This is a genomic window from Aeromonas sp. FDAARGOS 1410 (assembly GCF_019048745.1).
Taxonomy (GTDB): Bacteria; Pseudomonadota; Gammaproteobacteria; order Enterobacterales; family Aeromonadaceae; genus Aeromonas; species Aeromonas jandaei.
Map to the genome: position 1 here is coordinate 4,287,460 of NZ_CP077401.1, position 24,072 is coordinate 4,311,531.

Below are 24,072 nucleotides of genomic sequence, written 5' to 3' on the forward strand. Positions count from 1 at the left end.
CGGCAAAACTTGCATCGGGGCGCCGGGTCTGGGACGGTAAGGCTCTTGCTGGTTTGTTCGATGCTGGAGGTGTTATGAGTGAGTACAAGGCCATCGCCCTCGATATGGATGGCACCCTGCTGACCCGGGATCACAGGATCTCGTCGGCCACCCGGGCGGCACTGGCGCAGGCGCGCGCCCACGGTATCAAGGTGCTGCTGGTCACCGGGCGCCACTTCATGACGGCGCGCCCCTTTCACCACGAGCTGGCGCTCGATACCCCCATCATCTGCAGCAACGGCGCCTGCCTCTACGACCCGACGACAGATCGCATTCTGGCCGGCGATCCGCTGGCAAGCGCGCCGCTCAACGCCCTGCTGGCACAAGTCGAGGCGCAGCAGATGGGCGCCCTGTTCCACCTGAGCGAGGGGATCGGCTACATCGGCTGCGAGGAGCATGTCACCCGCATCCGCCACTGGTCGGCCAATCAGCCGGACCACCTGAAGATCGCCATCCATCCGGTCGAGGAGCTGGCAGGCTGGCTCGACAACCCGGTCTGGAAGCTGGAGCTGTTCAATCAGGATCCGGCGCGCCTGCACCGCTTTATGGACGAAGAGCGCGACCTCATCCCCTTCACCCGCGACTGGGCTGCCCCCTACGCGGTGGAGCTGGTGCAGCCCGGCTGCAGCAAGGGCAACCGGCTGGCCCAGTGGGCCGCCAGCGAGGGCATTGCGATGGAGCAGGTGGTGGCGTTTGGTGACAACAACAACGACATCAGCATGTTCGAGCAGGTGGGGCTGGCGGTGGCGATGGGCAATGCGGCGCCGCAGATCCAGCACCATGCCGATCAGGTCACCGCCGATCACAACGAGGATGGCATTGCGCTGGCGCTGCAGCGCTGGGTTCTGCCCTGAGCGGACAGGATGCAAGATGGCCAGCCGCAATGGCTGGCCACAAGAGATGGCTTAGTTGCCGAAGGAGAACTGGATCACCCGATCCGGATAGCGTAGCCGGTCATATTCGCGGCGCAGGGATTCATAGTGGCGAATGGCGCGATTGCGCTTGGCGCGGTAGTAGTCGCGCTGCTCGCTGTTGGTCTCGTTGCGGATGCTGCGCTCGAGATCGTCGATATCCCGCTCGGTGCGCTCCAACTCGTCGCTGATCTCCCGCAGCCGGGTCGCCAGCTTGTACTCTTCATAGCCGCGCTGGTACTGCTTGAGGAAGCTGGCGTCATTGGGACAGACACCGCGATACTCCTGCCCCTCCTTGCCCTTGCTGTAGGCCAGCTCGGGGATGCAGTAGAGCTCCAGCCCCTTGTCGTAACCCCGTTTCCACTCCGCCTCGTCCACCTTGAGGCCATACTCGCCGCAGGTGGAGACGTAGTCCCGCGCCTGATTGCGGGTCTTGCCCTGCTCGCCATCCTGATAGCCAAGGTTGTACCAGCTCATGGTGCGGCACTCATCTTCCGACAGGGAGCTGCATCCGGCCAGCAGCAGTGGCAGGGTGAGCAACAGGATCTTCGAGGACATGGACAAACTCCGGAAAAGACAGTGGCTGGCATTCTAGTGAGGATGGGCAGGCAGGACAAGGGAGCCACTCTCGCCACTATCCGCCTCTTTTATCTGATGTTTTTATCACTATCAGGCACGGGGCGGCCGCTGGAGGCTGCGTTGCTTTCCTTGTTACGGCTTGCAGGGTAAACTGCGCCATCTTTTAACTGGCGCGCAACAAAAACAATGAAAGTCCTGACCGTCGATTACCGCTCACCCGATGCGGCCCAACGCTTCACCGAATCCCTGCGTACCACCGGCTTTGGTGTGTTGACCAACCACCCCATCCCGAAAGAGCTGGTGCAATCCATTTACGACAACTGGTATCGCTTCTTCATGAGCGAGCAGAAACAGGATTTTCTGTTCAACCGCGAAACCCAGGATGGCTACTTCCCGCCATCGGTCTCCGAGGTGGCCAAGGGCCATAGCCAGAAAGACATCAAGGAGTACTTCCACATCTACCCCTGGGGCCAGATGCCGGAAGATCTGAAAGAGCAGGCGATGGAGTACTATCGTCTGGCCAACGGTCTGGCCGCCGAGCTGCTGGGCTGGGTCGAGCAGCATACCCCGGCCGATATCGCCGCCAACTACAGCTGCTCCCTCTCCTCGATGATCGACGATAGCCAGAAGACCCTGCTGCGGGTGCTGCACTATCCGCCGTTCAACGGCACCGAGGAGCCGGGTGCCATCCGCGCCGCCGCCCACGAGGATATCAACCTGCTCACCATTCTCCCCGCCGCCAACGAGCCCGGTCTGCAGGTGAAGGGTTCCGACGGCGAGTGGATGGATGTGCCGTGCGACTTTGGCACCCTCATCATCAATATCGGCGACATGCTGCAGGAGGCCTCCCGCGGCTACTACCCCTCCACCACCCACCGCGTCATCAACCCGACCGGCGGCAGCGCCAGCAAGTCACGCATCTCCCTGCCGCTGTTCCTCCATCCGCGGCCCGAGGTGGTGCTCTCCGAGCGTCATACCGCCCACAGCTACCTGATGGAGCGGCTGCGCGAGCTGGGCGTCATCTGACCTGCCCTGCCAGTCTGGCATCAATCCAAAACCGGAGCAAAAATGCTCCGGTTTTTATTTGTTGGCACAATCGCGCAAATAAGCGAATTTTATTAGGCAATCGTGCCAACAAATCGTATTTAAGGCTGACAAGCTGCGTAGTGATTGCGGACCCCTTTCCGTAATATGAGCGCCATTCTGGCCCAGCCATGGGCCCTCGATTGGAGTTCAAATGATGCAGTCCCAATGGTCCTCCCGCCTCGGCTATATTCTCGCTGCCGCCGGCTCCGCCGTCGGTATCGGCGCAATCTGGAAGTTTCCCTACGTCACTGCCGTCAACGGCGGTGGTGCCTTTTTGCTGGTCTTTCTGCTGTTCAGCTTCACCCTGGGGGTTGCGGTACTGATGGGCGAGACCCTGCTTGGCAGCATGAGTCGTCGCGGCGTTGCGGGTGCGTTTGGCGAGCTGCTCGGCAAGCGCTGGAGCTGGGTCGGTGTGATGGGGGTGCTGAGCACCCTGCTGATCTTCTGCTTCTACAGCGTGGTGGGCGGCTGGACCCTGGGTTATACCGGCATGGCCGCTGCCGGCCAGCTCAATCATGGGGATGCGGCGGCCCTCACCGCCCGCTTCAATGACTATGTCAGCGGCGATGTCTGGCCCATTCTCACTCATCTGTTGTTTGCCGCACTGACCTGGATGGTGGTGCAGGGCGGGATCCAGAAAGGGGTGGAACGCACCCTGCGCTGGATGATGCCGGCCCTGTTCGTGATGATCCTGATGCTGGTCGCCTTTGGCCTCACCCTGCCCAACGCCATGGCGGGGGTTCGCCACTTCCTGATGCCCGATTTCAGCAAGCTGGGGATGTCCGGCGTGCTCGACGCCATGGGGCTGGCCTTCTTCTCCCTCTCCATCGGTCTGGGTATTCATACCACCTACGGCGCCTACCTGCCCTCCAGTGAAGGGGTTGGTCGCTCCAGCCTCTGGGTGGTGCTGCTGGCCAGCATGGTGGCGGTACTGGCGGGCTTGATGATCTTCCCGGTGCTGGCATCAACCGGTATCGACCCTGCTGCGGGCCCGGGCCTCACCTTCATGACCATGCCGGCGGTATTCCAGCTGTTGCCCTTCGGTCAGGGTCTGGCGGTGATCTTCTTCTCCCTGCTGGTCTTTGCCGCGCTCTCCTCCGCCATTTCGCTGCTGGAGCACCTGCAGTGCTTCCTGTGCGAAACCTGGGGCTGGTCGCGTCGCACCGCCTGCAGCGCCATCACCCTGTTCGTCATGGTGTGCGGCATTCCGGTCAGCCTGTCGTTTGGCCCGCTGCAACACGTCACCCTATTTGGCAAAACCATCTTCGAGCTGCTCGACTTCATCACCTCCAACCTGATGATGCCGCTGTTCGGCCTGATGCTGACGCTGCTGCTGGGCTGGAAACTGGGGCGTAAGGCGCTGCCGCAAGGGCTCTCTGCCCACTGGCATCACATGCTGATGAACTGCTGGCGCTGGATTGCTCCGCTGCTGATCGGCGGGATCCTGGTTCGCGGTCTTATCTGAGGATCAATGATGATGGGTGGGCTCACCGGCCCGCCCATCTATGGCTCTCACCTTGTCCAGGGCTCGTTGCCAACGGACTATCTCACCATCGTCAGTGGCTCTGGAGAAGGCGATGTAGAGGCCAGCCTCATGGAGCAGCACGCCACTGCTGGCCACGCTGTGACGGGATAGCCCCATCTTGTCGAGGGTGGCATCCATGACTCTCTCCGCCATCGGCAAGGCATCTATCTTGCCCAGCATCAGCCGCTCGATGGCCTCTGTCACCGTTTTGTAGCGCACCAGATTGGTGTAGCCCTCGTGGGTCAGCCGCACATCATCCGCATTGCCAAGCACCACCCCGACTCTCGGCAGTTGACGCAGCTGGGCCAGTTCGGTCAGTGGCCGGGCACTGCCCGGCGCCTGATAGATAAAGACCCGGTTGATAAAAAGCGGGCCCACCCATTTGAACAGCGCCTCCCGCTCCGGGATCCGCTGCACCACAAAGAGCGCGTAACCCGGCTCGACCTGAGTCAACGCCAGCGCGCGCTTGAGCGGATAGAGCCGGACGGGATAATCACTACCCAGCTCATGCTGCACCTGCTGCACCAGCCGAATGGCCAGACCGTCGAGCTTGCCGTCGCGGGACTCGGTAAAGGGGGGCAGATCATGACTTAGCAGCGTTAATCCCGGCTGGGCCGACAAGCTCAGACTCAACAACAGCCAGGGCAAAACCATCCATCTCATACGACATCCTGTCTCATGTTTGGCACCTGCAAAGTCAGCTGATGACCGCAAGTTCCACAAGAAGCTAGCTGGATTATCGCCCAGTAACGGGTGAAAGGGGATAAAAGATAGGGCACGCCAGCCCCGCCTCTGCGGTGAACCATGAATGCAGCCCATCGCTATCAAAAAAATTTTATTTTATGTGTCAATTTTTCTTTCCATGGTTTAGGCTGTGCCTTCATTCACAATTCAGGCTGTCACCCATGTCTGCCATCCTCGTGCTGTTTGGTCGATTTTTTATCTCGCAAGAGAGGTGACCCTGCACGCACAGTTTTCTGAATGTTCATTGCAAAGGTCGCCTCGGGCGGCCTTTTTGCTGTCTGTCGTTTATTGCTACAGAGGAGTATTGCTTCGATGTCGTGTTACCCGGAGGTTGTATGAGCCAGGTTCAGTGGTCTTCCCGTCTTGGTCATGTGTTGGCCGCAGCAGGCACAGCGATTGGCCTTGGTGCCATCTGGAAGTTTCCCTATGTGACCGCCACCAATGGCGGCGGCGCCTTCCTGCTGGTGTTTCTGCTGTTCAGCTTCACCCTGGGGGTAGCGGTACAGGTCGGCGAGACCCTGCTCGGCAGCCATAGCCAGCGCGGGGTGCTCGGCGCCTTCCGCAAGCTGGTGGGGCCGAACTGGCGCTGGATGGGGTATATGGGGATCGCCTGCGGCTTCTTTATCTACAGCTTCTATAGCGTGGTGGGCGGCTGGACCGTGGGTTACGCCACGCTCGCGGTGGCTGGCAAGCTCAACCTGAGCGAGGGAAGCGCCCTCACCGCCCTGTTCAACGGCTATGTCAGCAACCCCTGGTGGCCGGTGCTGACCCATCTGATCTTCGCAGGCCTGACCTGGTGGTTCGTGCAGGGCGGCATTCAGAAAGGGGTGGAGCGGGCGCTGCGCTGGATGATGCCGGCGCTGTTCATCATGATGTTGCTGCTGGTGGGGGTTGGCCTCTCCATGCCGGGCTCCATGGCGGGTGTGCGCCAGCTGCTGCTGCCGGACTTCTCCATGCTGACCGGCCAGAGCGTGCTGGATGCGCTGGGACTGGCCTTCTTCTCCCTCTCCATCGGGCTCGGGGTACACACCACCTATGGCGCCTACCTGCCCACTAGCGACGGTGTGGTGCGCTCCGGCGTCTGGGTCGTTACCCTGGCCAGCCTGATCTCGGTACTGGCTGGGCTGATGATCTTCCCGGCGCTGGCCTCCACCGGCATCGACCCGACTGCCGGGCCCGGGCTCACCTTTATGACCATGCCCGCCGTCTTCAGCCATCTGCCGTTCGGTCAGGGGTTAGGCGTCATCTTCTTCCTGCTGCTGCTGGTCGCCGCTCTCTCCTCCTCCATCTCCATGCTGGAGCATCTGGTGCGCTTCACCACCGAGGAGTGGGGCTGGTCACGCCGTGGCGCCTGCCGGGTATTGACCCTGCTCATCATGGCCTCCGGCATTCCGGTCAGCCTGTCATTCGGCCCTTGGAACGATCTGACCCTGTTTGGCAAGACCATCTTCGAGCTGCTCGACTACCTCACCTCTAACCTGATGATGCCGCTGTTTGGTCTGGTACTGACCCTGCTGCTGGGCTGGCGACTGGGTGATGCCATTCTGCCTGCAAGCCTGTCACCCTCCTTGCGCCTTGCGCTGCTCTGGTGCTGGCGCGTGGTGGCACCGCTGCTGATCAGCGGGATCCTGATCCGCGGGATCATGTAACGTCGCTCATCGCGATGAGGGCAGGCTCTGGCCTGCCCTTTTTCTTGCCGCTCGCCAGAAGCGACAGTCAAGGAGCAGCAATAAGATGAGCAGGCATCAACAGACCAAGAGCGGGAATGGAAAGGGCGCTGGATAAGACGGGAGCAGACGGGAGCAAACGGGAGCAGACGGGAGCAGAGGGACAGGTTAAGAGATCGAGCAATAGAAAATGCTGATCACTGAATTTCAGGCAAAAAAAATCCCCATCTGAGTGGGGACTTTCTCTGCAACCGCAGCTGATATCTCAGCCTCGCTTGCGAATATGGTGGTCGTTACTGGGATCGAACCAGTGACCCCCTCCTTGTAAGGGAGGTGCTCTCCCAGCTGAGCTAAACGACCTGGGATTCTTGAAATGATGGTGGGTCGTGCTGGATTCGAACCAGCGACCAATTGATTAAAAGTCAACTGCTCTACCGACTGAGCTAACGACCCATCTAAATCATTTTTTACAAACTGGTGGTCGTTACTGGGATCGAACCAGTGACCCCCTCCTTGTAAGGGAGGTGCTCTCCCAGCTGAGCTAAACGACCTGGGAATTCTGAAATGATGGTGGGTCGTGCTGGATTCGAACCAGCGACCAATTGATTAAAAGTCAACTGCTCTACCGACTGAGCTAACGACCCATCTAAATCATTTTTTTACAAACTGGTGGTCGTTACTGGGATCGAACCAGTGACCCCCTCCTTGTAAGGGAGGTGCTCTCCCAGCTGAGCTAAACGACCTGGGAATTCTGAAATGATGGTGGGTCGTGCTGGATTCGAACCAGCGACCAATTGATTAAAAGTCAACTGCTCTACCGACTGAGCTAACGACCCATCTAAATCATTTTTTTACAAACTGGTGGTCGTTACTGGGATCGAACCAGTGACCCCCTCCTTGTAAGGGAGGTGCTCTCCCAGCTGAGCTAAACGACCTGGGAATTCTGAAATGATGGTGGGTCGTGCTGGATTCGAACCAGCGACCAATTGATTAAAAGTCAACTGCTCTACCAACTGAGCTAACGACCCATCTAAATCATTTTTTAAACTTTTTACTACAAATATGGTGGTCGTTACTGGGATCGAACCAGTGACCCCCTCCTTGTAAGGGAGGTGCTCTCCCAGCTGAGCTAAACGACCTGGGAATTCTGAAATGATGGTGGGTCGTGCTGGATTCGAACCAGCGACCAATTGATTAAAAGTCAACTGCTCTACCGACTGAGCTAACGACCCATCTAAATCATTTTTTTACAAACTGGTGGTCGTTACTGGGATCGAACCAGTGACCCCCTCCTTGTAAGGGAGGTGCTCTCCCAGCTGAGCTAAACGACCTGGGAATTCTGTCTCCACTTGGTGGAGACAAGTGGTGGGTCGTGCTGGATTCGAACCAGCGACCAATTGATTAAAAGTCAACTGCTCTACCGACTGAGCTAACGACCCTCACCACGACCAGTACCGACTGCATTACTGCTTCGGCTCTGACGGCGGCCTATATTACGGATTTAAATTTCCGGTGCAACAGAAAATTCGTAATTTAAATCCGTTTGCTCACTGTGCGTACAAATGCAGGCTGTTTTTACAGTACCGTTACGAAAACAGTGACATACGGCAATGTTACAGCTTGCTCAGGCTCTGCTTCGCCAGCTGTGCCGGAGAGGTGTTGGGGTAACCCTTGATCACCTGCTCGTAGAAGGCTTTCGCCTCGGCCTTCTTGCCATCCAGCTGTGACAGCATCCCCAGCTTCAGCAGGGCATCGGCGCGCTTGGGCGACTTGCTGTACTTGTTGGCGACGGTAGAGAACTGGGCGGCAGCACCGGCTCGGTCACCCTTGTTGAACAGCAGCTGGCCCAGCCAGTAGTGTGCATTGGGGACATAGCTTGAACTGGGGTACTGCTTGATGAAGCCCTGGAAAGCCGGAATGGCTTTGTCGTAGTTCTTCTCTTTGAGCACCATGTTCACGGCAGCGTCGTAGGCCTGATTCTCGTCCTGATTGGTCGAGTAGTTGACGGCCGGGGCCGGATTGGCGGCGGTGGCGGCAGCTGGTGCGGCGGCGGCCGGAGCTGCGGCCTGCTGCTGGCTGCTCACCTTGTCCAGCTCCTGGTAGAGCTGACGCTGACGCTCTTGCGACTGCTCCATCTGGTAGGTCTGCTGCTCCAGTTGACCACGCAGCTCGGAGACCTCCCCTTGCAGGGAGTCGACCTGCTGCTGCAAGTCGGCTTGCAGTCGCAGACGGGCGTTCAGGGTGCGCTCCAGCAGGGCAACCCGATCTTCGAGGCTACCGGTGGGCACGATGGCGCCGTTATTGCCACTCAGGACAACGCCGCCGGAATCCCCCCCCAAATCGCTGACCGGAGCCGCGGCATGGGCAGAGACTGCAAATAAAACGGCCATCGAAATGGCCGCTTGCTTATACACAAAATTCATCCGTATAGAACCTTAGTAAACCAGAACCGCACGGCGGTTTTTGGCAAAGGCTTCCTCGGTGTGGGACAGATCCAGCGGCTTCTCTTCGCCATAGCTGACGATGGAGAGCTGCTCGGCCTGCACACCCAGGGTTTGCAGATACTTGGCAACAGCCTTGGCACGACGCTCACCCAGAGCGATGTTGTACTCCGGAGTACCGCGCTCATCGGCGTGGCCTTCGATCAGTACTTTCACGCTCGGACGCTCGCGCAGGTAGCTGGCATGGGCATCCAGCAGATCAGCGTACTGACCCTGGATTTCGTAGCCGTCAAACGGGAAGTAGATGACGTTGTCGCGCTGCAGCGCTTCGAACTTCTGACGCATCTGCTCTTCCGGGGACAACATGCCGTTGGCGCCACCGGTTTGTACACCGCCCATGCCGTCGGTCATACCTGATTCGGCACCAGCAGAGCCTGAATCAGAAGAGGAGCTACAAGCAGCCAGGGTGAACAGTGGCAGTGCGATGGCCAAACCCTTGAGCAGTTTATTGAGTTGCATGCTATTTCCTTAAACCTTTATAACAAAACAAAAAACAATTGGATTTTTATCAATTCAAGAAGGGCGACCAAGCTGGTGCACGAATTTCACCGCTACTGGTCGGAAGCACAGCCTTGAAGCGACCATCAGTCGACACCAACGCAAGACTCTTACGACCCTGATAGATGGTGGCATAAATGATCATGCTGCCATTGGGAGCCACACTTGGGGACTCGTCCAGTGCACTCTGAGTCAGGACCAACTGGGCATTGGTGTCCATATCCTGACGGGCAATACGATATTGCCCTTGAACCCGGGTCACCATCACCATGATCTTGCCATCAGGTGTGATGGATGCGCCCTGGTTGGATTCACCTTCCCAGGTCATCCGGCGAGTCATGCCAGTCGCCAAATTTACGCTATAAATCTGGGGTTTGCCACCACGTTCAGAGGTGAACAGCAAATTTTGCCCGTCCGGCATCCAGGAGGGTTCGGTGTCGATCACCCGGCTGGTGGTGACCCTGGTCAGCTGCTTGCTAGCGACATCAACAACATAGAGGTTTGGTGACCCGTCCTTGGAGAGAACGATAGCCAGACGACGACCATCCGGAGACCACTCCGGCGCACCGTTGATACCGCGGAAGCTGGTGATCAGGCTGCGCTGCTGGGTGTAGATATCCTGCACGTAAATCTCGGATTTTTGGTTCTCGAAGCTCACGTAGGCCAGCTTGCTGCCATCCGGCGACCAGGCCGGGGACATCAGCGGCTCGCGGGAGCGCAGCAGGGTCTTCTCGTTGTAACCGTCGTAGTCGGAGATCCGCAGCTGATACGGGAACTGGGTCCCCTGCTGTACGGAAACGTAAGCCAGACGAGTCAGGAAGGCGCCACGCTCGCCAGTCAGACGCTCATAGACGATGTCGGAGATGCGGTGGGCGAACTGACGCATCTGGGCACCCGGGATGGTCGCCATACGGCTATCCAGGATATAACCATTGCTCTCGCCACCCTGCGCCTTGGCCAACTGGCCCTTGAGCACATCGACCAGCTCGAAGTTGATCTTGTAGGTACCATCACCCACGGCGGCGATGGAGCCTACCACCACAGCCTCAACCCCTTGGGCAGCCCAGGGTGCGAAGTTGATTTCGCTGCTGCTGCTCGGGGTCTGCGGCATCTGGCTGCGCGCCAGCGGCTTGAACTTGCCGCTGCGCATCAGGTCGTTGGAGACCACTTCCGCGATATCCTGCGGCAGCTGGCCGTTGCCTTCCCACTTGAAGGGGGCAACGGCGACGGGACGGGCGCTGTCAATACCGCCAGTGATGACGATATCCAGAGCCGCATGGGCACTCTGGCCCAGCAGCAAACAACCAACCAAAGCAAAAAACACTTTTCTGATCATGGCTTAAATACTCGGTTCCAATTTGAGGTTAAATTCCTTCAACATCTCGAATGCCGCAGGATCCTTCGGCACCGGCAACTGGTTGGCCTTCAATACGGCCGCTTTACCGGAACGACATACCGCCGGGTCACCCTGGCCGTTATCCACCGAAATGACAAAGCCACTGCTCGCAAGACGTACGCCGATAGTACATGTTTTGCCCCGCATGGTGGGATCCAAAATCATATAACGCTCAACAGTGGCCTTGATGAGTGCCGCATATTTGTCGACTTCACCCTTGGCTGCCGCCGATGCAGCCTGACTGCGCGCATTGGCTTCAGCCGCCATCTGCTGCTCCATCATGGCTTCCATCTCTTTCTGCAGCTTGGCCTCTTCTGCCTTGCGCTTGCGCTCGGCATCCGCCTTGGCCTTCTTCTCGGCTTCGGCTTTGGCTTTTTTCTCTGCGTCAGCTTTTGCCTTTTTATCAGCCTCTTCCTTGGCCTTCTTCTCGGCCTCGGCTTTGGCTTTCTTCTCGGCTTCTGCCTTGGCTTTTTTCTCAGCTTCGGCTTTGGCCTTCTTCTCGGCTTCCGCTTTCTTGGCCTTGGCCTCTTCGGCCTTGGCTTTCTCTTCCGCCTGTTTTTTCTCGAGCTCTTTCTTTTTCTTCAGCGCGAGCGCCTTGGCATCTTCCGCCGCTTTCTTCTCGGCTTCTGCCTTCTTGGCTTTTTGCTCTTCCAGCTTGCGGGCTTCCTCGGCTTTCTGGGCCTTCTCTTCCGCCTGCTTCTGCTCAGCCTCTTTCTTCTGCTTTTCGGCTTCTGCCTTGCGGGTCGCCTCTTCGGCCTGCTTGCGCTTGGTCTCGGCAATACGCAGGCGCTCCTGCTGCTCGGCCAGCTCGCGCTTGGCCTCTTCCGCCTCTTCCTTTTTCTTCTGCTGTTGCTGTGCAGCCTTGGGCTGAGCCTTTTGCTGCTGGATCTGCTGCGCCTGCTGGGCCAGGAATTCGCTATCCAGCATCACCGCATTGACGATCTGCCCCTGCGACTCGGGCCGCTTCGGCTTGCTGAAGTCGAGACCGACAAACAGGATGATGCCGATGATCAGGTGCAGCAGAAACGATGCGATGAGATAACCGGAAATACCACGCTTCACATCCATCTCCGTCAATTCACCGGATCAGTCATCAGGCCAACCTGAGGAACACCGGCTTTCTTGAGGGCCACCATCAACAGGATCACCTCTTCGTAGCGCACCGACTTGTCACCGGCCACCACCACGGGAGCATTCTGGTTGATAGCCAGATAGCCCATGGCTTTCTCGGTGATGTACTGCTGCATCGCTTCGGGCGTGCCGCTTGGTACCGGCTCATCCTCGGCTTCGCCAGCCTTGATGACATACTCACCATCGGTGTTGACGCTGACGATGAAGGGCGGCTTGGCATCTTCCGGCAACTGCTCGGATTCCGCCTGCGGCAGGTCAACCTTGACCCCCTGGGTGATCACCGGCGTTACCGCCATAAAGATGATAAGCAGCACCAGCATGACGTCGATATAGGGAACCACGTTGATCTCGGCCACCTTCTTGCGCCGGATCCGCTGATAGGTTTGCATTACTGATCACCCTGCTGCTGTGCAATTTGACGGTTCAGAATGGTGGTGAACTCGTCCATGAAGTTGGCGTAGGCGTTCTCCAGCTTTTCCACCTTGTTGGAGAAGCGGTTGTAGAAGATAACAGCCGGGATGGCGGCAAACAGACCCATGGCGGTAGCGATCAGCGCTTCCGCGATACCGGGGGCTACCATCTGCAGGGTCGCCTGCTGTACCTGACCCAGGGCGATAAAGGCGTTCATGATCCCCCATACGGTACCGAACAGACCGATATAGGGACTGATGGAGCCGATGGTCGCCAGGATGGGCAGGTTGGATTCGAGATCGTCCACCGCACGGGAGAGGGAGACGCGCATGGCACGGTAGGTACCGTCCATCACCGCATCCTGACCGCGGGCGCCGGCCTTCAGCAAGCGGGCATACTCCTTGAAACCGGAGTAGAAGATATCTTCCATGCCTTCGATGTCATCGCGGCGGGAAGAGGACTCCTGATAGAGGCGATTGAGATCAACCCCTGACCAGAAGCGATCTTCAAACTGCTCAGATGCGATATTGGCAGCCTTGATCGCCTTGGAGCGCTGGATAATCAGCGCCCAGGAGACAATCGACATGCTCATCAGGGTCATCATGACCAGTTTTACCAACAGGCTGGCTTGCCAAAACAGGCCAATAAACGAAATTTCAGCGTGCACTTACAGCACTCCCTTCACATTTACAGGTATTGCAACAGGTTTCATTTGCGGATGACTGACACAGGCTATCTGTACCATGGCCTGAGTGACCAGTCGCCCATCAGCCGCCAGGATCTGCTGTGAAAAACGCATGGATGCGCGTTTCACTTCAGTCACTTGCGTTAACACATTCAAAAGTTCATTAAAACGGGCCGCCGAGCGGAAATCGATCTCTGTTCGACTCACGACGAAGGCATATCCCTCCTGCAACAAGACGTCCTGTTCGACCCCTTTGGCACGAAGGAACTCGGTGCGAGCACGTTCCATAAACTTGAGATAATTGGCGTTGTAGACGATGCCCCCGGCGTCGGTGTCCTCGTAATAGACACGCACCGGAAACTCATGGACTTCCCCCATAACAATCTGTGATCCATTCGACAGTCAGATGGGGGGCTATCATAGCGCAGGGCTGAATAGGAAAGAAGCAGGGGGAAGCAGGGAAATCCTGCCTCCCCCTGTTTTTTATGAGAGGAAATATGAATGTGTCAGCCAAAGGCCATACAACAAACTGGGCCAGGCGAGCCAGGGGTTGAACAGGATCCGCCCGAACACGCTTTTCAGATGAAAGCCGAGTCCGTTCAGGATGCCGCAGCAGACCGCCCACATCAGCCAGAACGACAACCAGTGGCCGTGGCTGCTGGTGTTGGCTGCTATCAGATTGGGGGCCTGCAAAATAGCGACGGCCAACAAGGCCGCCGCGAGCAACATCAACCCTTGCCATGGCTGGCGCTCCAGTGGAGCAGCCAGCCTGGCCAGTCGATCACTTATCCTCATCGATCTGACGATCCATGTTCTCGGTATGTTCCAACCACAGCGCATTAATGATGCCAAATGCACAGGCCAGCAGCAGACCCAGGATCCAGGTGAAATACCACATTATCAGGGCTCCTCTTAGTAGGCCGAATGTTGGTTATCTTCGATGTGCTTGTTGGTCACCCGGCCAAACATCTTGATGTAGGTCCAGATGGTGTAACCCAGCACAATCGGTACGAAGATAGCTGCGGCCACTGTCATCACCTGCAGGGTGTTGAAAGAGGCAGTGGTATCCCACATGGTCAGGCTCTGTGACGGCTCAAGGCTTGAGGGCATCACGAACGGGAACATGGAGAAACCGGCAGTCAGGATCACGCCCGCCATCGCCAGGGAGGAGGTAGTGAACGCCACCCAACCTTTGTTCAGCATGGCGAACAGCGCAGTCAGCAGGCTCATGGAGAGACCCAGAACCGGCGCGGCAATCATCCACGGGTAGAGGCTGTAGTTGTTCATCCAGGCGCCAGCCTGCAGCACAACTTCCTTGCCCAGCGGGTTGGAGACCGCATCGTTGGCCGCAGCCTTGACGATGACATAGCCTTCCATGCCGCTAACCCACCAGCCAGCCACCGCGAACAATACCAGCAGCAGCAGCGAGCTGCCGATGGCGGCGGTACGGGAGCGAGCCAGCACTTCGCCTTCGGTCTTCATCATCAGCCAGGTCGCGCCCTGAGCCAGGAACATGCTGAGGCTGACGATACCGGCCAGCAGGCCGAACGGGTTGAGCAGGCCGAAGAAGTTGCCGTGATAGGTGGACATCAGGAACTGGTTGAATTCGAACGGCACGCCCTGCAGCAGGTTACCGAACGCGACGCCGAACACGATGGGCGGAACCGCACCACCGATGAACAGGCACCAGTCCCAGTTGTTGCGCCATCTCGGGCTCTCCAGCTTGGAACGGTAGTCAAAACCGACCGGACGGAAGAAGAGCGCCATCAGGGTCAGGATCATCGCCACATAGAAGCCGGAGAACGCAGTTGCGTAAACCAGCGGCCAGGCAGCGAACAGAGCGCCACCCGCAGTGATCAGCCACACCTGGTTGCCGTCCCAGTGGGGGGCGATGGAGTTGATCATGACGCGACGCTCGATATCTTTCTTGCCGACGAAGGGGAGCAGTGCGCCCACCCCCATGTCGAAGCCGTCAGTGATGGCGAAGCCAATCAGCAGCACGCCGACCAGTACCCACCAGATGACACGCAGAGTTTCGTAATCAAACATGGCCACTCTCCTTATGCCTTGAGCTGTTCAAAGTGATACTTGCCGGTCTTCAGGCTGCTTGGGCCGAGGCGGGCAAACTTGAACATCAGGTACATCTCGATCACCAGCAGCACTGTGTAGAACAGGCAGATACCGATCAGAGAGAACCAGATTTCAGCGGCAGGCACATTGGAAGCGGAGACAGAGGTCGGCAGCACTTCGGCAATGGTCCAGGGCTGACGACCATATTCGGCAACGAACCAGCCAGCTTCGATAGCGATCCACGGCAGCGGAATACCCCACAGCAGACCCTTGAGCAGCCACTTGCGCTGGCCGATCTGGTGACGGGCACTGTCATAGAAGGCCATACCGATCAGCACCAGCATCAGCATGCCGACGGCAACCATGATGCGGAAAGCGAAGAACAGCGGCAGTACCTGCGGGATGGAGTCATCCACGGCGGCCTTGATCTGCTCGTCGGTAGCGTCGGTCACATTGCTGGTGTAGCGCTTGAGCAGCAGACCGTAACCCAGATCCTGCTTCACTTCATCGAAGCGAGCGCGGGTTTCGTCAGACTTGTCACCAGACTGCAGCTTGGTCAACAGATCGTAAGCGGTCATACCGTTACGCACGCGCAGTTCGTGCTCGCTCTTCAGATCCTTGAGACCGGTGACCTGAGTATCAAGGGAACGAGTCGCGATGATGCCCATGGCATAGGGGATCTTGATGGCGTAGTCGGTGCGCATCTCTTCCTGATTCGGAATACCGAACAGGGTAAAGGCAGCCGGAGCAGGCTCAGTTTCCCACTCGGCTTCGATGGCAGCCAGTTTCACCTTCTGCACTTCACCGGTCTCGTAACCGGACTCGTCACCCAGCACCAGTACGGAGAGGATGGAAGCCATACCGAAAGCGGCCGCGATGGCGAAAGAGCGACGGGCAAAGGCCACATCACGATTCTTCAGCAGGTAGTAGGAGGAGATGCCCAGAACGAACATGGCGCCACAGGTATAGCCAGCAGCCACGGTGTGGACGAACTTGACCTGAGCAACCGGGTTGAACACCAGGTCTGCGAAGCTCACCATCTCCATCCGCATAGATTCGAAGTTGAACTCGGCACCGACCGGGTTCTGCATCCAGCCGTTGGCAACCAGGATCCAGAGGGCAGAGAGGTTGGTACCCAGCGCCATCAACCAGGTCGCAACCAGGTGTTGATGCTTGCTCAGGCGATCCCAACCGAAGAAGAACATGCCGACGAAAGTAGATTCAAGGAAGAAAGCCATCAGACCTTCGATAGCCAGCGGGGCACCGAAGATATCGCCAACATAGTGGGAGTAGTAAGCCCAGTTGGTTCCGAACTGGAACTCCATGGTCAAACCGGTCGTTACCCCGAGGGCGAAGTTAATGGCGAACAACTTACCCCAGAACTTGGTCATGTCCTTGTAGATGGGGTTGTTGGTCATAACATAGACAGATTCCATGATCGCGAGAATGAAGGTCATTCCCAGCGTCAGGGGGACAAACAAGAAGTGATAAAGGGCCGTCGCAGCGAACTGGAACCGCGATAGGTCGACCACATGCTCAGCAATCATGATGTTTCCTCACCGATTATTGGCACGGCTATTTTAAGTTTTAAGCACAAAGCTTCCGTTGATGGCCATCAAATGGGTCCCGCCATGAGCACTCACAACAAAACCCCATTACTAACAACCAGCATTAACAACAAGGCAATAACTGAGAACAAAGAAAGCTAATGTTTAACATTTATAAAACAACCAGCTGGAATTTATTCTCGCCCATGATGACTGTGGTTTTATATCACCTTTATTTGATTGAAATCAATGTAAAAGCACCCGCAAAAGATGACCGCAAAAGGCATTTTTAAACTATTTAACGTCTGATGACATGAGTCAGATCACAGAATAACAAAAACAGTAATTTATTGATTTAAATCAATTTAATTATTTAACCAACAATGCCTTCATTTAATTTGAAAAATGGAGCCAAGCTTCTTTTTCTTATGTTATTCGCAACTGACTCCTGCTCTGAAAAACGCAATTTAATACTGCTAAAAATGCATACTCATGCGAGCCAAACCAATCGAGAAATAAATTAGATAAACTAATCTGAACGGTGCAATTTTTCTTGTTTGCCCACGCCGATTCGAACTCCTACAATGCGCCTCGCAGTGAGGGCATCCCCTTGGATACAGGCCGGTTAATCCGGGTTCACGGTACGTATTCGACCATCAATTTGAACCTGTCTATTGGAATCGAAGATGAAAAAGTTTGTTGCTAAAACCATCCGTTACTACAAGCTTTCCTTTGTTCAGCTCTATCAACTGAACCGACTCTGAGAGCTCGCGACGGCTCACCTGTTTATTTTCCGGTCTGTGTCCAGACGCACTCACTGTCTGTGAACATCCATCCTGAATTGTCTTTGCCCACCGCATCCGCCGTGGGCTTTTTTTGGCCCGCATAACAAAAAACCGCCTCAGGTGGCGGTTTTTTACTCAAACAGCTGTTTTCTTACTTCTCATCAGGCCGCTGAAGGCCGAAATGAGCATATGCCCGCGTAGTCGCTATCCGCCCTCTTGGGGTACGTTGCAGATAGCCCTGCTGGATCAGATAGGGCTCCAGTACATCCTCAATCGTATCTTTCTCTTCACCGATTGCCGCCGCCAGGTTATCGAGACCCACCGGGCCCCCCATAAACTTGTCTATGACAGCCAACAATAACTTGCGGTCCATAAAATCAAACCCCTCGTTATCGACGTCCAACATGTCCATCGCCCGAGCTGCGATGGGGCCATCGATTCGGCCATCGGATTTGACCTGGGCAAAGTCGCGCACCCGTCTTAACAAGCGGTTAGCAATCCGCGGCGTGCCGCGAGAGCGACGAGCGACCTCAATGGCACCATCTTCTGTCATATCTAACCCCAGACAGCGAGCACTGCGGGAGACGATATCGGTGAGATCCTTGACGTTGTAGAACTCGAGACGCTGAACAATGCCGAAGCGATCCCTCAGCGGGCTGGTAAGAGAGCCGGCCCGGGTGGTAGCACCGATCAGGGTAAATGGGGGCAGATCGAGCTTGATGGAGCGGGCCGCCGGCCCCTCCCCGATCATGATATCGAGCTGGTAATCCTCCATCGCCGGATAGAGCACCTCTTCCACCACCGGGCTGAGGCGGTGGATCTCGTCGATAAAGAGCACATCGTGTGGTTCGAGGTTGGTGAGCAATGCAGCCAGATCACCCGCTTTCTCCAATACGGGGCCAGAGGTAGTCTTGATGTTGACCCCCATCTCGTTGGCAACGATGTTGGCGAGGGTGGTCTTGCCCAGACCCGGCGGGCCGAAGATCAGCAGGTGATCGAGAGCCTCCCCCCGCTGCCGCGCCGCCTCGATAAAGATCTCCATCTGCTCGCAAACAGCATCCTGACCGGTATAGTCCGCCAGTTTTTTGGGGCGGATGGCACGGTCGATAATGTCGTCCTCGCGGGCGGCACTGGACGAAATGAGACGATCAGCTTCAATCATCTGCTACCTCACACCAGACTACGCAGGGATTCGCGGATGATATCTTCCACCGACATGCCATCTTTGGCGACCTTGCTGACGATCTGGCTCGCTTGTTGCGGCTTGTAACCGAGCGCCACCAGGGCGCTGGCCGCCTCTTCCGCAGCATCCGGTGCTCGCAGTTCCGGCTCGCGAGATGGCAAGGTGACCGCTGCTGGGGAGAAGAGATCATGGCTGACCCACCCCTTGAGGCGATCCTTCATCTCCACCACCAGCCGTTCGGCCGTCTTCTTGCCTACCCCTGGCAGCTTGACCAATGAGCTTATCTCTTCACGCTCGACACAGATGACAAACTGACTGGCCGTCATACCGGAGAGAATCGCCAGCGCCAGCTTGGGGCCGACCCCGTTGGTCTTGATCAGCTCGCGAAACAGGGCCCGCTCCTGCTTGTGGTTGAAACCATAGAGCAGCTGGGCATCCTCACGCACCACAAAATGGGTGTGGATGGTCGCCTCCTTGCCGATTTCCGGCAAATCATAGAAACAGCTCATTGGCATCTGCACCTCGTAGCCAACGCCACCCACTTCCAGCAAAACCTCGGGGGGCTGCTTCTCAATGACAATGCCTCTCAAGCGACCAATCACGGCTCTCTCCTCACCAGTACAGCAATTCGCAAATTGGCTCATAGCATAAAGAATAACTGGATAAGTATCCAGCATTGCCCTATCGGTGGCCGCTCATCGGAGAAGCATTTTATGCAAGATCCACCATGCTTGATCCTGTGCTTTTTCAGGCACGGGATAACCGGTAGCCGACTCCGCATCTTTGGCAAACATGGCGTTGTCTGATTAGACTTATTCGGCACCTGATAGTGCAACACACCAAGGAAGGCCATCACATGAAGATTGTTACGACCTCAAATCTGGGCCTCACCATATTGCTTGGCTGCACGCTGGGCATGGGGATCGTCGGCTGGTACGGCAGCCAGCGACTGGCCAATCTGCTCTCCTATGTATTGGGGGCAGCCTGGCAAACTGCAGATGGCGCCATGGAAGGCTCCATCGAACTGGGCCACCAGCAACTGCAAATACAGAAGATGCTCAACGGGATCCCGCTCGATAATGGCAAACTGAATTCAGCCAAGGCTGCAACCGATGATGCACTGACGCGGGTGGCCAACGGGCAACTCATCGACCCTTCCGCAGTCAAGATCATGGAGCAGCAGCAGCAGGACTATCGACAGCAGCAAGATGCCTTGCTGACGCTCTATCGCAGCTATACCGATGTGGATCAATCCTTGCGCGATAATGCCGATCGACTGGCTCGCCTCTCGGAACAGATGGAGGTCATCGGTGATGAGGCCGTGGAAGGCCTGACGCAATCGCCTGACCAACCCATTAGCTGGAATGGCGGTCTGGAAACACGATGGGAGGCTGCCGATGGCGGTATGGAGGCCAATATCGGCTTCTTGCGCCAACTCTACGCCATGGAAAAGATGCGTAGACTCGGAATCTCGGATGCCATCAAAAAGGAGCTGGAAGAGGCAATCACATTTTATGAGAGTGCCGCCAGCCGGATGCTGGCCACTGGAATGTTCGATGCACAGGGCAGCGGAGAATTCGGCGACCATACACTGTCGAGCCAATACCGCGAGCTGCAGGCCCGCCACAAACAGTTGCTGGGCAGCTGGCTAGCGGCCCTCGCCAGTTATCAGACACAACAGGCGACCTATGAGCAAAGCGCAGATCGACTAGCGCAGCAACTGGTCGATGTCGAGGCAAAAGGCGATGCCACCGTGGAAGATCAGATTATCCAGCTCAATGGCATCATCGGCCAGACCAACAGCCTGATACTGGCTGGCCTTGTGTTCAGCCTCGTCATCGTCACCCTGTGTGGCTTCTGGCTGACCCGCAAACTGGTCACCCCGCTGCTACAGGTGAATAAACGCATGGAGGATATAGCCGCAGGCGATGGCGATCTCAACGTGCGCATCAACCTGAAGCGGGATGATGAGATCGGGTCGCTCGCCAATAGCGTGGATCGCTTTATCGAGAAGCTGCAGAAGATGATCAGCTCGACGATGCACAACAACCAGCACATCAGCGAGCATGTCCATACCTCGGTCAATCGGGTGGAGGCCATCAGCCAGAGCAGCCGCCAGACAGCAGAACACGCGCTGGCTCTGCATCATGACAGTGAAGAGATGGTACAGGTTGCCACCGGAATCTCGGACAACTGCAGCATGGCCGCCCAAAATGCCAATGAAGTACGCCAGCTGACCACCGAGAGCAGCCAGTATGTCGCCTCTGCCAGCGCGGGCATGCAGCGGGTGGTACAGGAGGTGAGCGAGTGCGCCATCGCGATCAATTCCCTCAAGGAGCAGGCGGGGCAGATCGGCCAAATCATCTCCACCATCAGCGGTATCTCGGAGCAAACCAATCTGCTGGCACTCAATGCCGCGATTGAGGCGGCCCGAGCAGGGGAAATGGGGCGGGGCTTTGCGGTTGTGGCTGACGAGGTGCGCACCTTGGCCAACCGCACAGCGGCCTCCAGCGCCGAGATTAGCCAGGTGATTAGTAGCATCCAGCAGCAAACCGAGACCGCCTACCTGATGATGCAGCGCAATCTCAAGACGGTGGAAGCAGGTATGCAAGACTCCGAGAACACCAAGCAGATCCTGTTCAAGGTACAGGGTGCCATCGATCAGCTGGCCGACATGGTGCAACAGGTGGCCGTTGCCACCGGACAGCTGTCACACACCCTCAGCCACTCCTCCGACAAAGTCTCGGGCATCAGCCTGCAGGCCAAAACCGGTGAACAGGAGGCGCAGGAGTGTCTGCAACTCGCCTCGTCACTGCATCAGGCCAGCCTGCTGCAACAGCGGCTGCTTTCGCAGTTCCGGGTCTGATCCCCCTGAACAACCAAGATGCCACTCCCTGCGAGTGGCATCTTTTTATCTGGATGAATTAACTCCCTCTGGCCAGTTGCAGCGCCAGGATCAGCATGATGATGCCGACCAGCAGATCGATCCCCTGCTGCACCCTCCCCTTTGCCAGCCAAGGGGCCAAAGCTGCAGCCCCCAGCGCCAGTGAGTAAAACCATACCAGCGAGGCCAGCATGGCACCTGCGGCAAATGCCGGGCGCAAGGAGTCTGCCACCTGACTGCCTACGGAGCCGAGCAACATCAGGGTATCGAGATAGACATGGGGATTGAGCAGGGTGACGCCCAGCGTCATCGCCAGCACGCTTTTGGCCCCCATTTGCTGGGGCGAGTCGGCAAGCCCGACCTGAGAACCACGCCAGGCACTGCGCAGGGATCGCACGCCGAACCAGGAGAGAAACAGCACGCCGCCCCAGGTCAGCAGCGCCATCCCAATGGGGCTTGCAGATAGGACAGTAGCACCACCAAATACGCCGATCCCGATCAGGATGAGATCGCAGAAGCTGCAAAGCGTTGCGGTCAGCAGATGGTGATTGCGATGAATGCCGCGGCTAAGCACAAAGGCGTTCTGGGCACCGATGGGAATGATCATGGCAAGGCCAAGGGTAAAGCCTTGCAGAGTCGTAGCGAACATGAAAAGCACCGTCTGAAATTGGGAATAAACGGCACTATAGCGATGAGCTTCTATCCAGAGAAATTCATGGATTTACTGATTGATTCATTTTCCTAATGATTTCTTAATCTCGAATACCCACGCTCTTACCAAGTCATCTTGTCAATTACAGGATCTGACAATTGTGACCCTCCAATTGCAGCAGGAGAATCCATCGCTACCACCAAGGTCGTAGGGTTTTACTGCAGTGCGAGTGGAAAGTTTGTCACGACCACCTGTTCCAGGTTGGGCAACAGAATCCCGCTGCTGACGCCTTTTGCAATCGCTTGATAGCGGTTCATGGATCCTGTTTTGCGGGTGACCTGATTGAGATGGTAATTCACCGTGCGCTCGGTAATGCCGAGAATGCAGGCAATTTCACTCGAGGTTTTCCCTTCACTGGCCCAGAAAAGACACTCGGTCTCGCGTTCAGTCAAAGTCTCCGGGTACGAAGTTTCCACCATGTTGTAACGCACTACCCGTATAGCCGCTTCAAAGATGTAATTGGACATCCAGGAGAGAACTGGTGAGGACTCCAGCAGCAAGTCACTTGATGCTCGCTCGGAAGTGATGAAAGAGAGAATGCCGTTTTCGCCAGCAGCGCCATGAAGAGGGAAAGAGAGGCCATTGCGCAGCCCGAATTCGGCAGCCATGCCCATCACATCCATACTCCCCTCTTGTAAAAAGCGGGCTCGTTCATCAAGGCGATTCCAGTAGATGGGTAATGTCTGTTTGCGCGCCAACTGAATCACGGGGTCGCATGCCAGCATGTTGTTTTCGGTATAGGCCTGCACCCAGGAGTCAGGGCACTGATTAAACAGCACAACCTTCGGTCTTTGCATCGACATGGGAATGATCAAGGCAAAACGATAGTAGTCATAACCCATTTCAATAGTGAAGCGCCCGATCAGCTCAGCCAAGCGGTTGCCATCTGTGGCCGATGTGAAGTGTTCGAGGTATTCAAGCAGTTGGTCGCGTTTCATGTGGTAGTCCCCCTGACCAGGCCCCGATTATAACGCTGAATAGAGTAATGGAGAGTTCATAATGTTTGTTTTCACTGGAAAAATGAGAGAACACCCACGAAACGAGGTGGAGAACGAACTCTATCGCTTTCGCAACAGCGTCTTTTCAGAACGCCTCGGGTGGGATGTCGAATCGCGTCGTGGACTGGAGCGTGACAGCTTCGATTCACCAGATACGCACTGGGTGCTGATCGAAGATAGCGAAGGTGTTTGCGGCTGTATCCGCATGCTCAACTGTGCCGAAGCCTACATGCTACCAACGATATTCCCGACGGCACTGGCTGGCGAAAACGCGCCACGCAGTTCCGATGTCTGGGAGCTAACCCGTTTGGCCATAGATGCAAGCCGTGCCCCCAGCATGGGAAGCGGAGTCAACGAACTGACCTGCGTTATCTTTCGCGAAGTCTACGCTTTCGCAATCGCTCACGGGATCCGCGAGCTGGTCGCAGTGGTCAGCCTGCCGGTAGAGCGCATTTTCCGACGCCTTGGCCTTCCAATCGAACGCCTTGGTCACCGTCAGGCGGTAGATCTGGGCGCAGTTCGCGGGGTTGGCATTCGCTTTCATCTCGATGAACGTTTCGCCAGGGCAGTATCACAGCCACTCAAGGGTAACTATCAAAGCAGCCACTATCAGCAGCCTGAACTGACCCCTCAAGCATAAAAAATCCCGGGAGCCCGCCCCGGGACAAATGGCTCGCCATGACTCCGCGCCGGGCTGCCAGCGCGACGAGCCCAGTATCT

23 protein-coding genes and 12 tRNA genes are annotated in these 24,072 nt (G+C 56.8%); 6 read left to right on the top strand and 29 right to left on the bottom strand.

Going from position 1 to position 24,072, the window contains the following annotated elements:
- Positions 1-74 precede the first annotated feature (74 nt).
- Complete coding sequence (locus I6L40_RS19870) at positions 75-893, top strand: Cof-type HAD-IIB family hydrolase (RefSeq protein WP_216994765.1); 819 nt, start codon at positions 75-77, stop codon at positions 891-893.
- A 51-nt stretch (positions 894-944) separates the two neighbouring features.
- Here I6L40_RS19870 and I6L40_RS19875 read toward each other — a convergent pair whose 3' ends face one another.
- Entirely contained in the window at positions 945-1,508 is a 564-nt protein-coding gene (locus I6L40_RS19875) for a DUF2799 domain-containing protein (protein ID WP_033113966.1), read from the bottom strand.
- Between the two features lie 207 nt (positions 1,509-1,715).
- Here I6L40_RS19875 and I6L40_RS19880 point away from each other — a divergent pair, with 207 nt between their 5' ends.
- Both I6L40_RS19880 and I6L40_RS19885 read left to right on the top strand, forming a co-directional pair.
- Positions 1,716-2,555 carry an isopenicillin N synthase family oxygenase gene (locus I6L40_RS19880; RefSeq protein WP_216994766.1) on the top strand — a complete coding sequence of 280 codons (840 nt, stop codon included), beginning with the start codon at positions 1,716-1,718 and terminating at the stop codon, positions 2,553-2,555.
- Positions 2,556-2,766: 211 nt separating this feature from the next.
- The gene (locus I6L40_RS19885) at positions 2,767-4,080 is read left to right on the top strand and encodes a sodium-dependent transporter (protein WP_216994767.1); all 1,314 of its coding nucleotides are present in this window, start codon (positions 2,767-2,769) and stop codon (positions 4,078-4,080) included.
- Between the two features lie 3 nt (positions 4,081-4,083).
- Here I6L40_RS19885 and I6L40_RS19890 read toward each other — a convergent pair whose 3' ends face one another.
- Complete coding sequence (locus I6L40_RS19890; RefSeq protein WP_042030777.1) at positions 4,084-4,803, bottom strand: ABC transporter substrate-binding protein; 720 nt, start codon at positions 4,801-4,803, stop codon at positions 4,084-4,086.
- Between the two features lie 416 nt (positions 4,804-5,219).
- Between I6L40_RS19890 and I6L40_RS19895 the strand changes: the two genes are divergently transcribed.
- Complete coding sequence (locus I6L40_RS19895) at positions 5,220-6,533, top strand: sodium-dependent transporter (protein WP_216994768.1); 1,314 nt, start codon at positions 5,220-5,222, stop codon at positions 6,531-6,533.
- Between the two features lie 302 nt (positions 6,534-6,835).
- Here I6L40_RS19895 and I6L40_RS19900 read toward each other — a convergent pair.
- The 25 genes from I6L40_RS19900 to ruvA form a co-directional block, all read right to left on the bottom strand.
- Positions 6,836-6,911 (bottom strand) — tRNA-Val (locus tag I6L40_RS19900).
- 17 nt (positions 6,912-6,928) lie between these two features.
- Positions 6,929-7,004, bottom strand: a tRNA-Lys gene (locus tag I6L40_RS19905).
- Positions 7,005-7,026: 22 nt separating this feature from the next.
- Positions 7,027-7,102 (bottom strand) — tRNA-Val (locus I6L40_RS19910).
- Between the two features lie 17 nt (positions 7,103-7,119).
- Positions 7,120-7,195: transfer RNA gene (locus I6L40_RS19915), tRNA-Lys, on the bottom strand.
- A gap of 23 nt (positions 7,196-7,218) precedes the next feature.
- A tRNA-Val gene (locus I6L40_RS19920) sits at positions 7,219-7,294 on the bottom strand.
- A 17-nt stretch (positions 7,295-7,311) separates the two neighbouring features.
- Positions 7,312-7,387 (bottom strand) — tRNA-Lys (locus I6L40_RS19925).
- 23 nt (positions 7,388-7,410) lie between these two features.
- Positions 7,411-7,486: transfer RNA gene (locus I6L40_RS19930), tRNA-Val, on the bottom strand.
- A gap of 17 nt (positions 7,487-7,503) precedes the next feature.
- Positions 7,504-7,579, bottom strand: a tRNA-Lys gene (locus tag I6L40_RS19935).
- A 35-nt stretch (positions 7,580-7,614) separates the two neighbouring features.
- Positions 7,615-7,690, bottom strand: a tRNA-Val gene (locus I6L40_RS19940).
- Positions 7,691-7,707: 17 nt separating this feature from the next.
- Positions 7,708-7,783: transfer RNA gene (locus I6L40_RS19945), tRNA-Lys, on the bottom strand.
- Between the two features lie 23 nt (positions 7,784-7,806).
- A tRNA-Val gene (locus I6L40_RS19950) sits at positions 7,807-7,882 on the bottom strand.
- Positions 7,883-7,914: 32 nt separating this feature from the next.
- A tRNA-Lys gene (locus tag I6L40_RS19955) sits at positions 7,915-7,990 on the bottom strand.
- A gap of 174 nt (positions 7,991-8,164) precedes the next feature.
- A complete protein-coding gene (gene ybgF / locus I6L40_RS19960; RefSeq protein ID WP_042032553.1) occupies positions 8,165-8,974 on the bottom strand; it encodes a tol-pal system protein YbgF in 810 nt (269 codons plus the stop codon).
- Positions 8,975-8,986: 12 nt separating this feature from the next.
- Complete coding sequence (pal, locus tag I6L40_RS19965; RefSeq protein ID WP_033113510.1) at positions 8,987-9,511, bottom strand: peptidoglycan-associated lipoprotein Pal; 525 nt, start codon at positions 9,509-9,511, stop codon at positions 8,987-8,989.
- A gap of 49 nt (positions 9,512-9,560) precedes the next feature.
- Positions 9,561-10,886, bottom strand: coding sequence for a Tol-Pal system beta propeller repeat protein TolB (gene tolB, locus I6L40_RS19970; RefSeq protein WP_041209179.1), 1,326 nt, complete (start codon positions 10,884-10,886; stop codon positions 9,561-9,563).
- 3 nt (positions 10,887-10,889) lie between these two features.
- A complete protein-coding gene (gene tolA, locus I6L40_RS19975; RefSeq protein WP_041209180.1) occupies positions 10,890-12,014 on the bottom strand; it encodes a cell envelope integrity protein TolA in 1,125 nt (374 codons plus the stop codon).
- A gap of 5 nt (positions 12,015-12,019) precedes the next feature.
- Entirely contained in the window at positions 12,020-12,466 is a 447-nt protein-coding gene (gene tolR / locus I6L40_RS19980; RefSeq protein ID WP_033113513.1) for a protein TolR, read from the bottom strand.
- Entirely contained in the window at positions 12,466-13,155 is a 690-nt protein-coding gene (gene tolQ / locus I6L40_RS19985) for a protein TolQ (protein WP_041209181.1), read from the bottom strand. Before tolQ ends, tolR begins: the two co-directional genes overlap by 1 nt.
- Positions 13,156-13,551 carry a tol-pal system-associated acyl-CoA thioesterase gene (gene ybgC, locus I6L40_RS19990; protein WP_033113515.1) on the bottom strand — a complete coding sequence of 132 codons (396 nt, stop codon included), beginning with the start codon at positions 13,549-13,551 and terminating at the stop codon, positions 13,156-13,158.
- 105 nt (positions 13,552-13,656) lie between these two features.
- A complete protein-coding gene (locus I6L40_RS19995; protein ID WP_041209182.1) occupies positions 13,657-13,968 on the bottom strand; it encodes a cyd operon YbgE family protein in 312 nt (103 codons plus the stop codon).
- Positions 13,955-14,071 (bottom strand): cytochrome bd-I oxidase subunit CydX, encoded by a 117-nt coding sequence (cydX, locus tag I6L40_RS20000; RefSeq protein ID WP_026456928.1) that lies wholly within the window; start codon positions 14,069-14,071, stop codon positions 13,955-13,957. The genes I6L40_RS19995 and cydX overlap by 14 nt, the downstream gene beginning before the upstream one ends.
- Before the next feature lie 14 nt (positions 14,072-14,085).
- Positions 14,086-15,222: a cytochrome d ubiquinol oxidase subunit II gene (gene cydB, locus I6L40_RS20005; protein WP_041209183.1), complete on the bottom strand. Its 1,137-nt coding sequence runs from the start codon at positions 15,220-15,222 to the stop codon at positions 14,086-14,088.
- A gap of 11 nt (positions 15,223-15,233) precedes the next feature.
- Positions 15,234-16,790: a cytochrome ubiquinol oxidase subunit I gene (locus I6L40_RS20010; protein ID WP_041209184.1), complete on the bottom strand. Its 1,557-nt coding sequence runs from the start codon at positions 16,788-16,790 to the stop codon at positions 15,234-15,236.
- Positions 16,791-17,726: 936 nt separating this feature from the next.
- Entirely contained in the window at positions 17,727-18,737 is a 1,011-nt protein-coding gene (gene ruvB, locus I6L40_RS20015) for a Holliday junction branch migration DNA helicase RuvB (RefSeq protein WP_033115129.1), read from the bottom strand.
- A gap of 8 nt (positions 18,738-18,745) precedes the next feature.
- Positions 18,746-19,360 (bottom strand): Holliday junction branch migration protein RuvA, encoded by a 615-nt coding sequence (gene ruvA, locus I6L40_RS20020; protein WP_071912660.1) that lies wholly within the window; start codon positions 19,358-19,360, stop codon positions 18,746-18,748.
- 254 nt (positions 19,361-19,614) lie between these two features.
- Here ruvA and I6L40_RS20025 point away from each other — a divergent pair, with 254 nt between their 5' ends.
- Complete coding sequence (locus tag I6L40_RS20025; RefSeq protein ID WP_071912658.1) at positions 19,615-21,624, top strand: methyl-accepting chemotaxis protein; 2,010 nt, start codon at positions 19,615-19,617, stop codon at positions 21,622-21,624.
- Between the two features lie 58 nt (positions 21,625-21,682).
- On the opposite strand, the gene lysE is transcribed toward I6L40_RS20025, so the two are convergent.
- Entirely contained in the window at positions 21,683-22,291 is a 609-nt protein-coding gene (gene lysE / locus I6L40_RS20030) for an L-lysine exporter (RefSeq protein ID WP_071912657.1), read from the bottom strand.
- A gap of 218 nt (positions 22,292-22,509) precedes the next feature.
- Complete coding sequence (locus tag I6L40_RS20035; RefSeq protein ID WP_041209188.1) at positions 22,510-23,292, bottom strand: LuxR family transcriptional regulator; 783 nt, start codon at positions 23,290-23,292, stop codon at positions 22,510-22,512.
- 61 nt (positions 23,293-23,353) lie between these two features.
- Between I6L40_RS20035 and I6L40_RS20040 the strand changes: the two genes are divergently transcribed.
- On the top strand, positions 23,354-23,992 hold the full coding sequence (locus I6L40_RS20040) for an acyl-homoserine-lactone synthase (protein WP_041209189.1): 639 nt from the start codon (positions 23,354-23,356) through the stop codon (positions 23,990-23,992).
- Positions 23,993-24,072 lie beyond the last annotated feature (80 nt).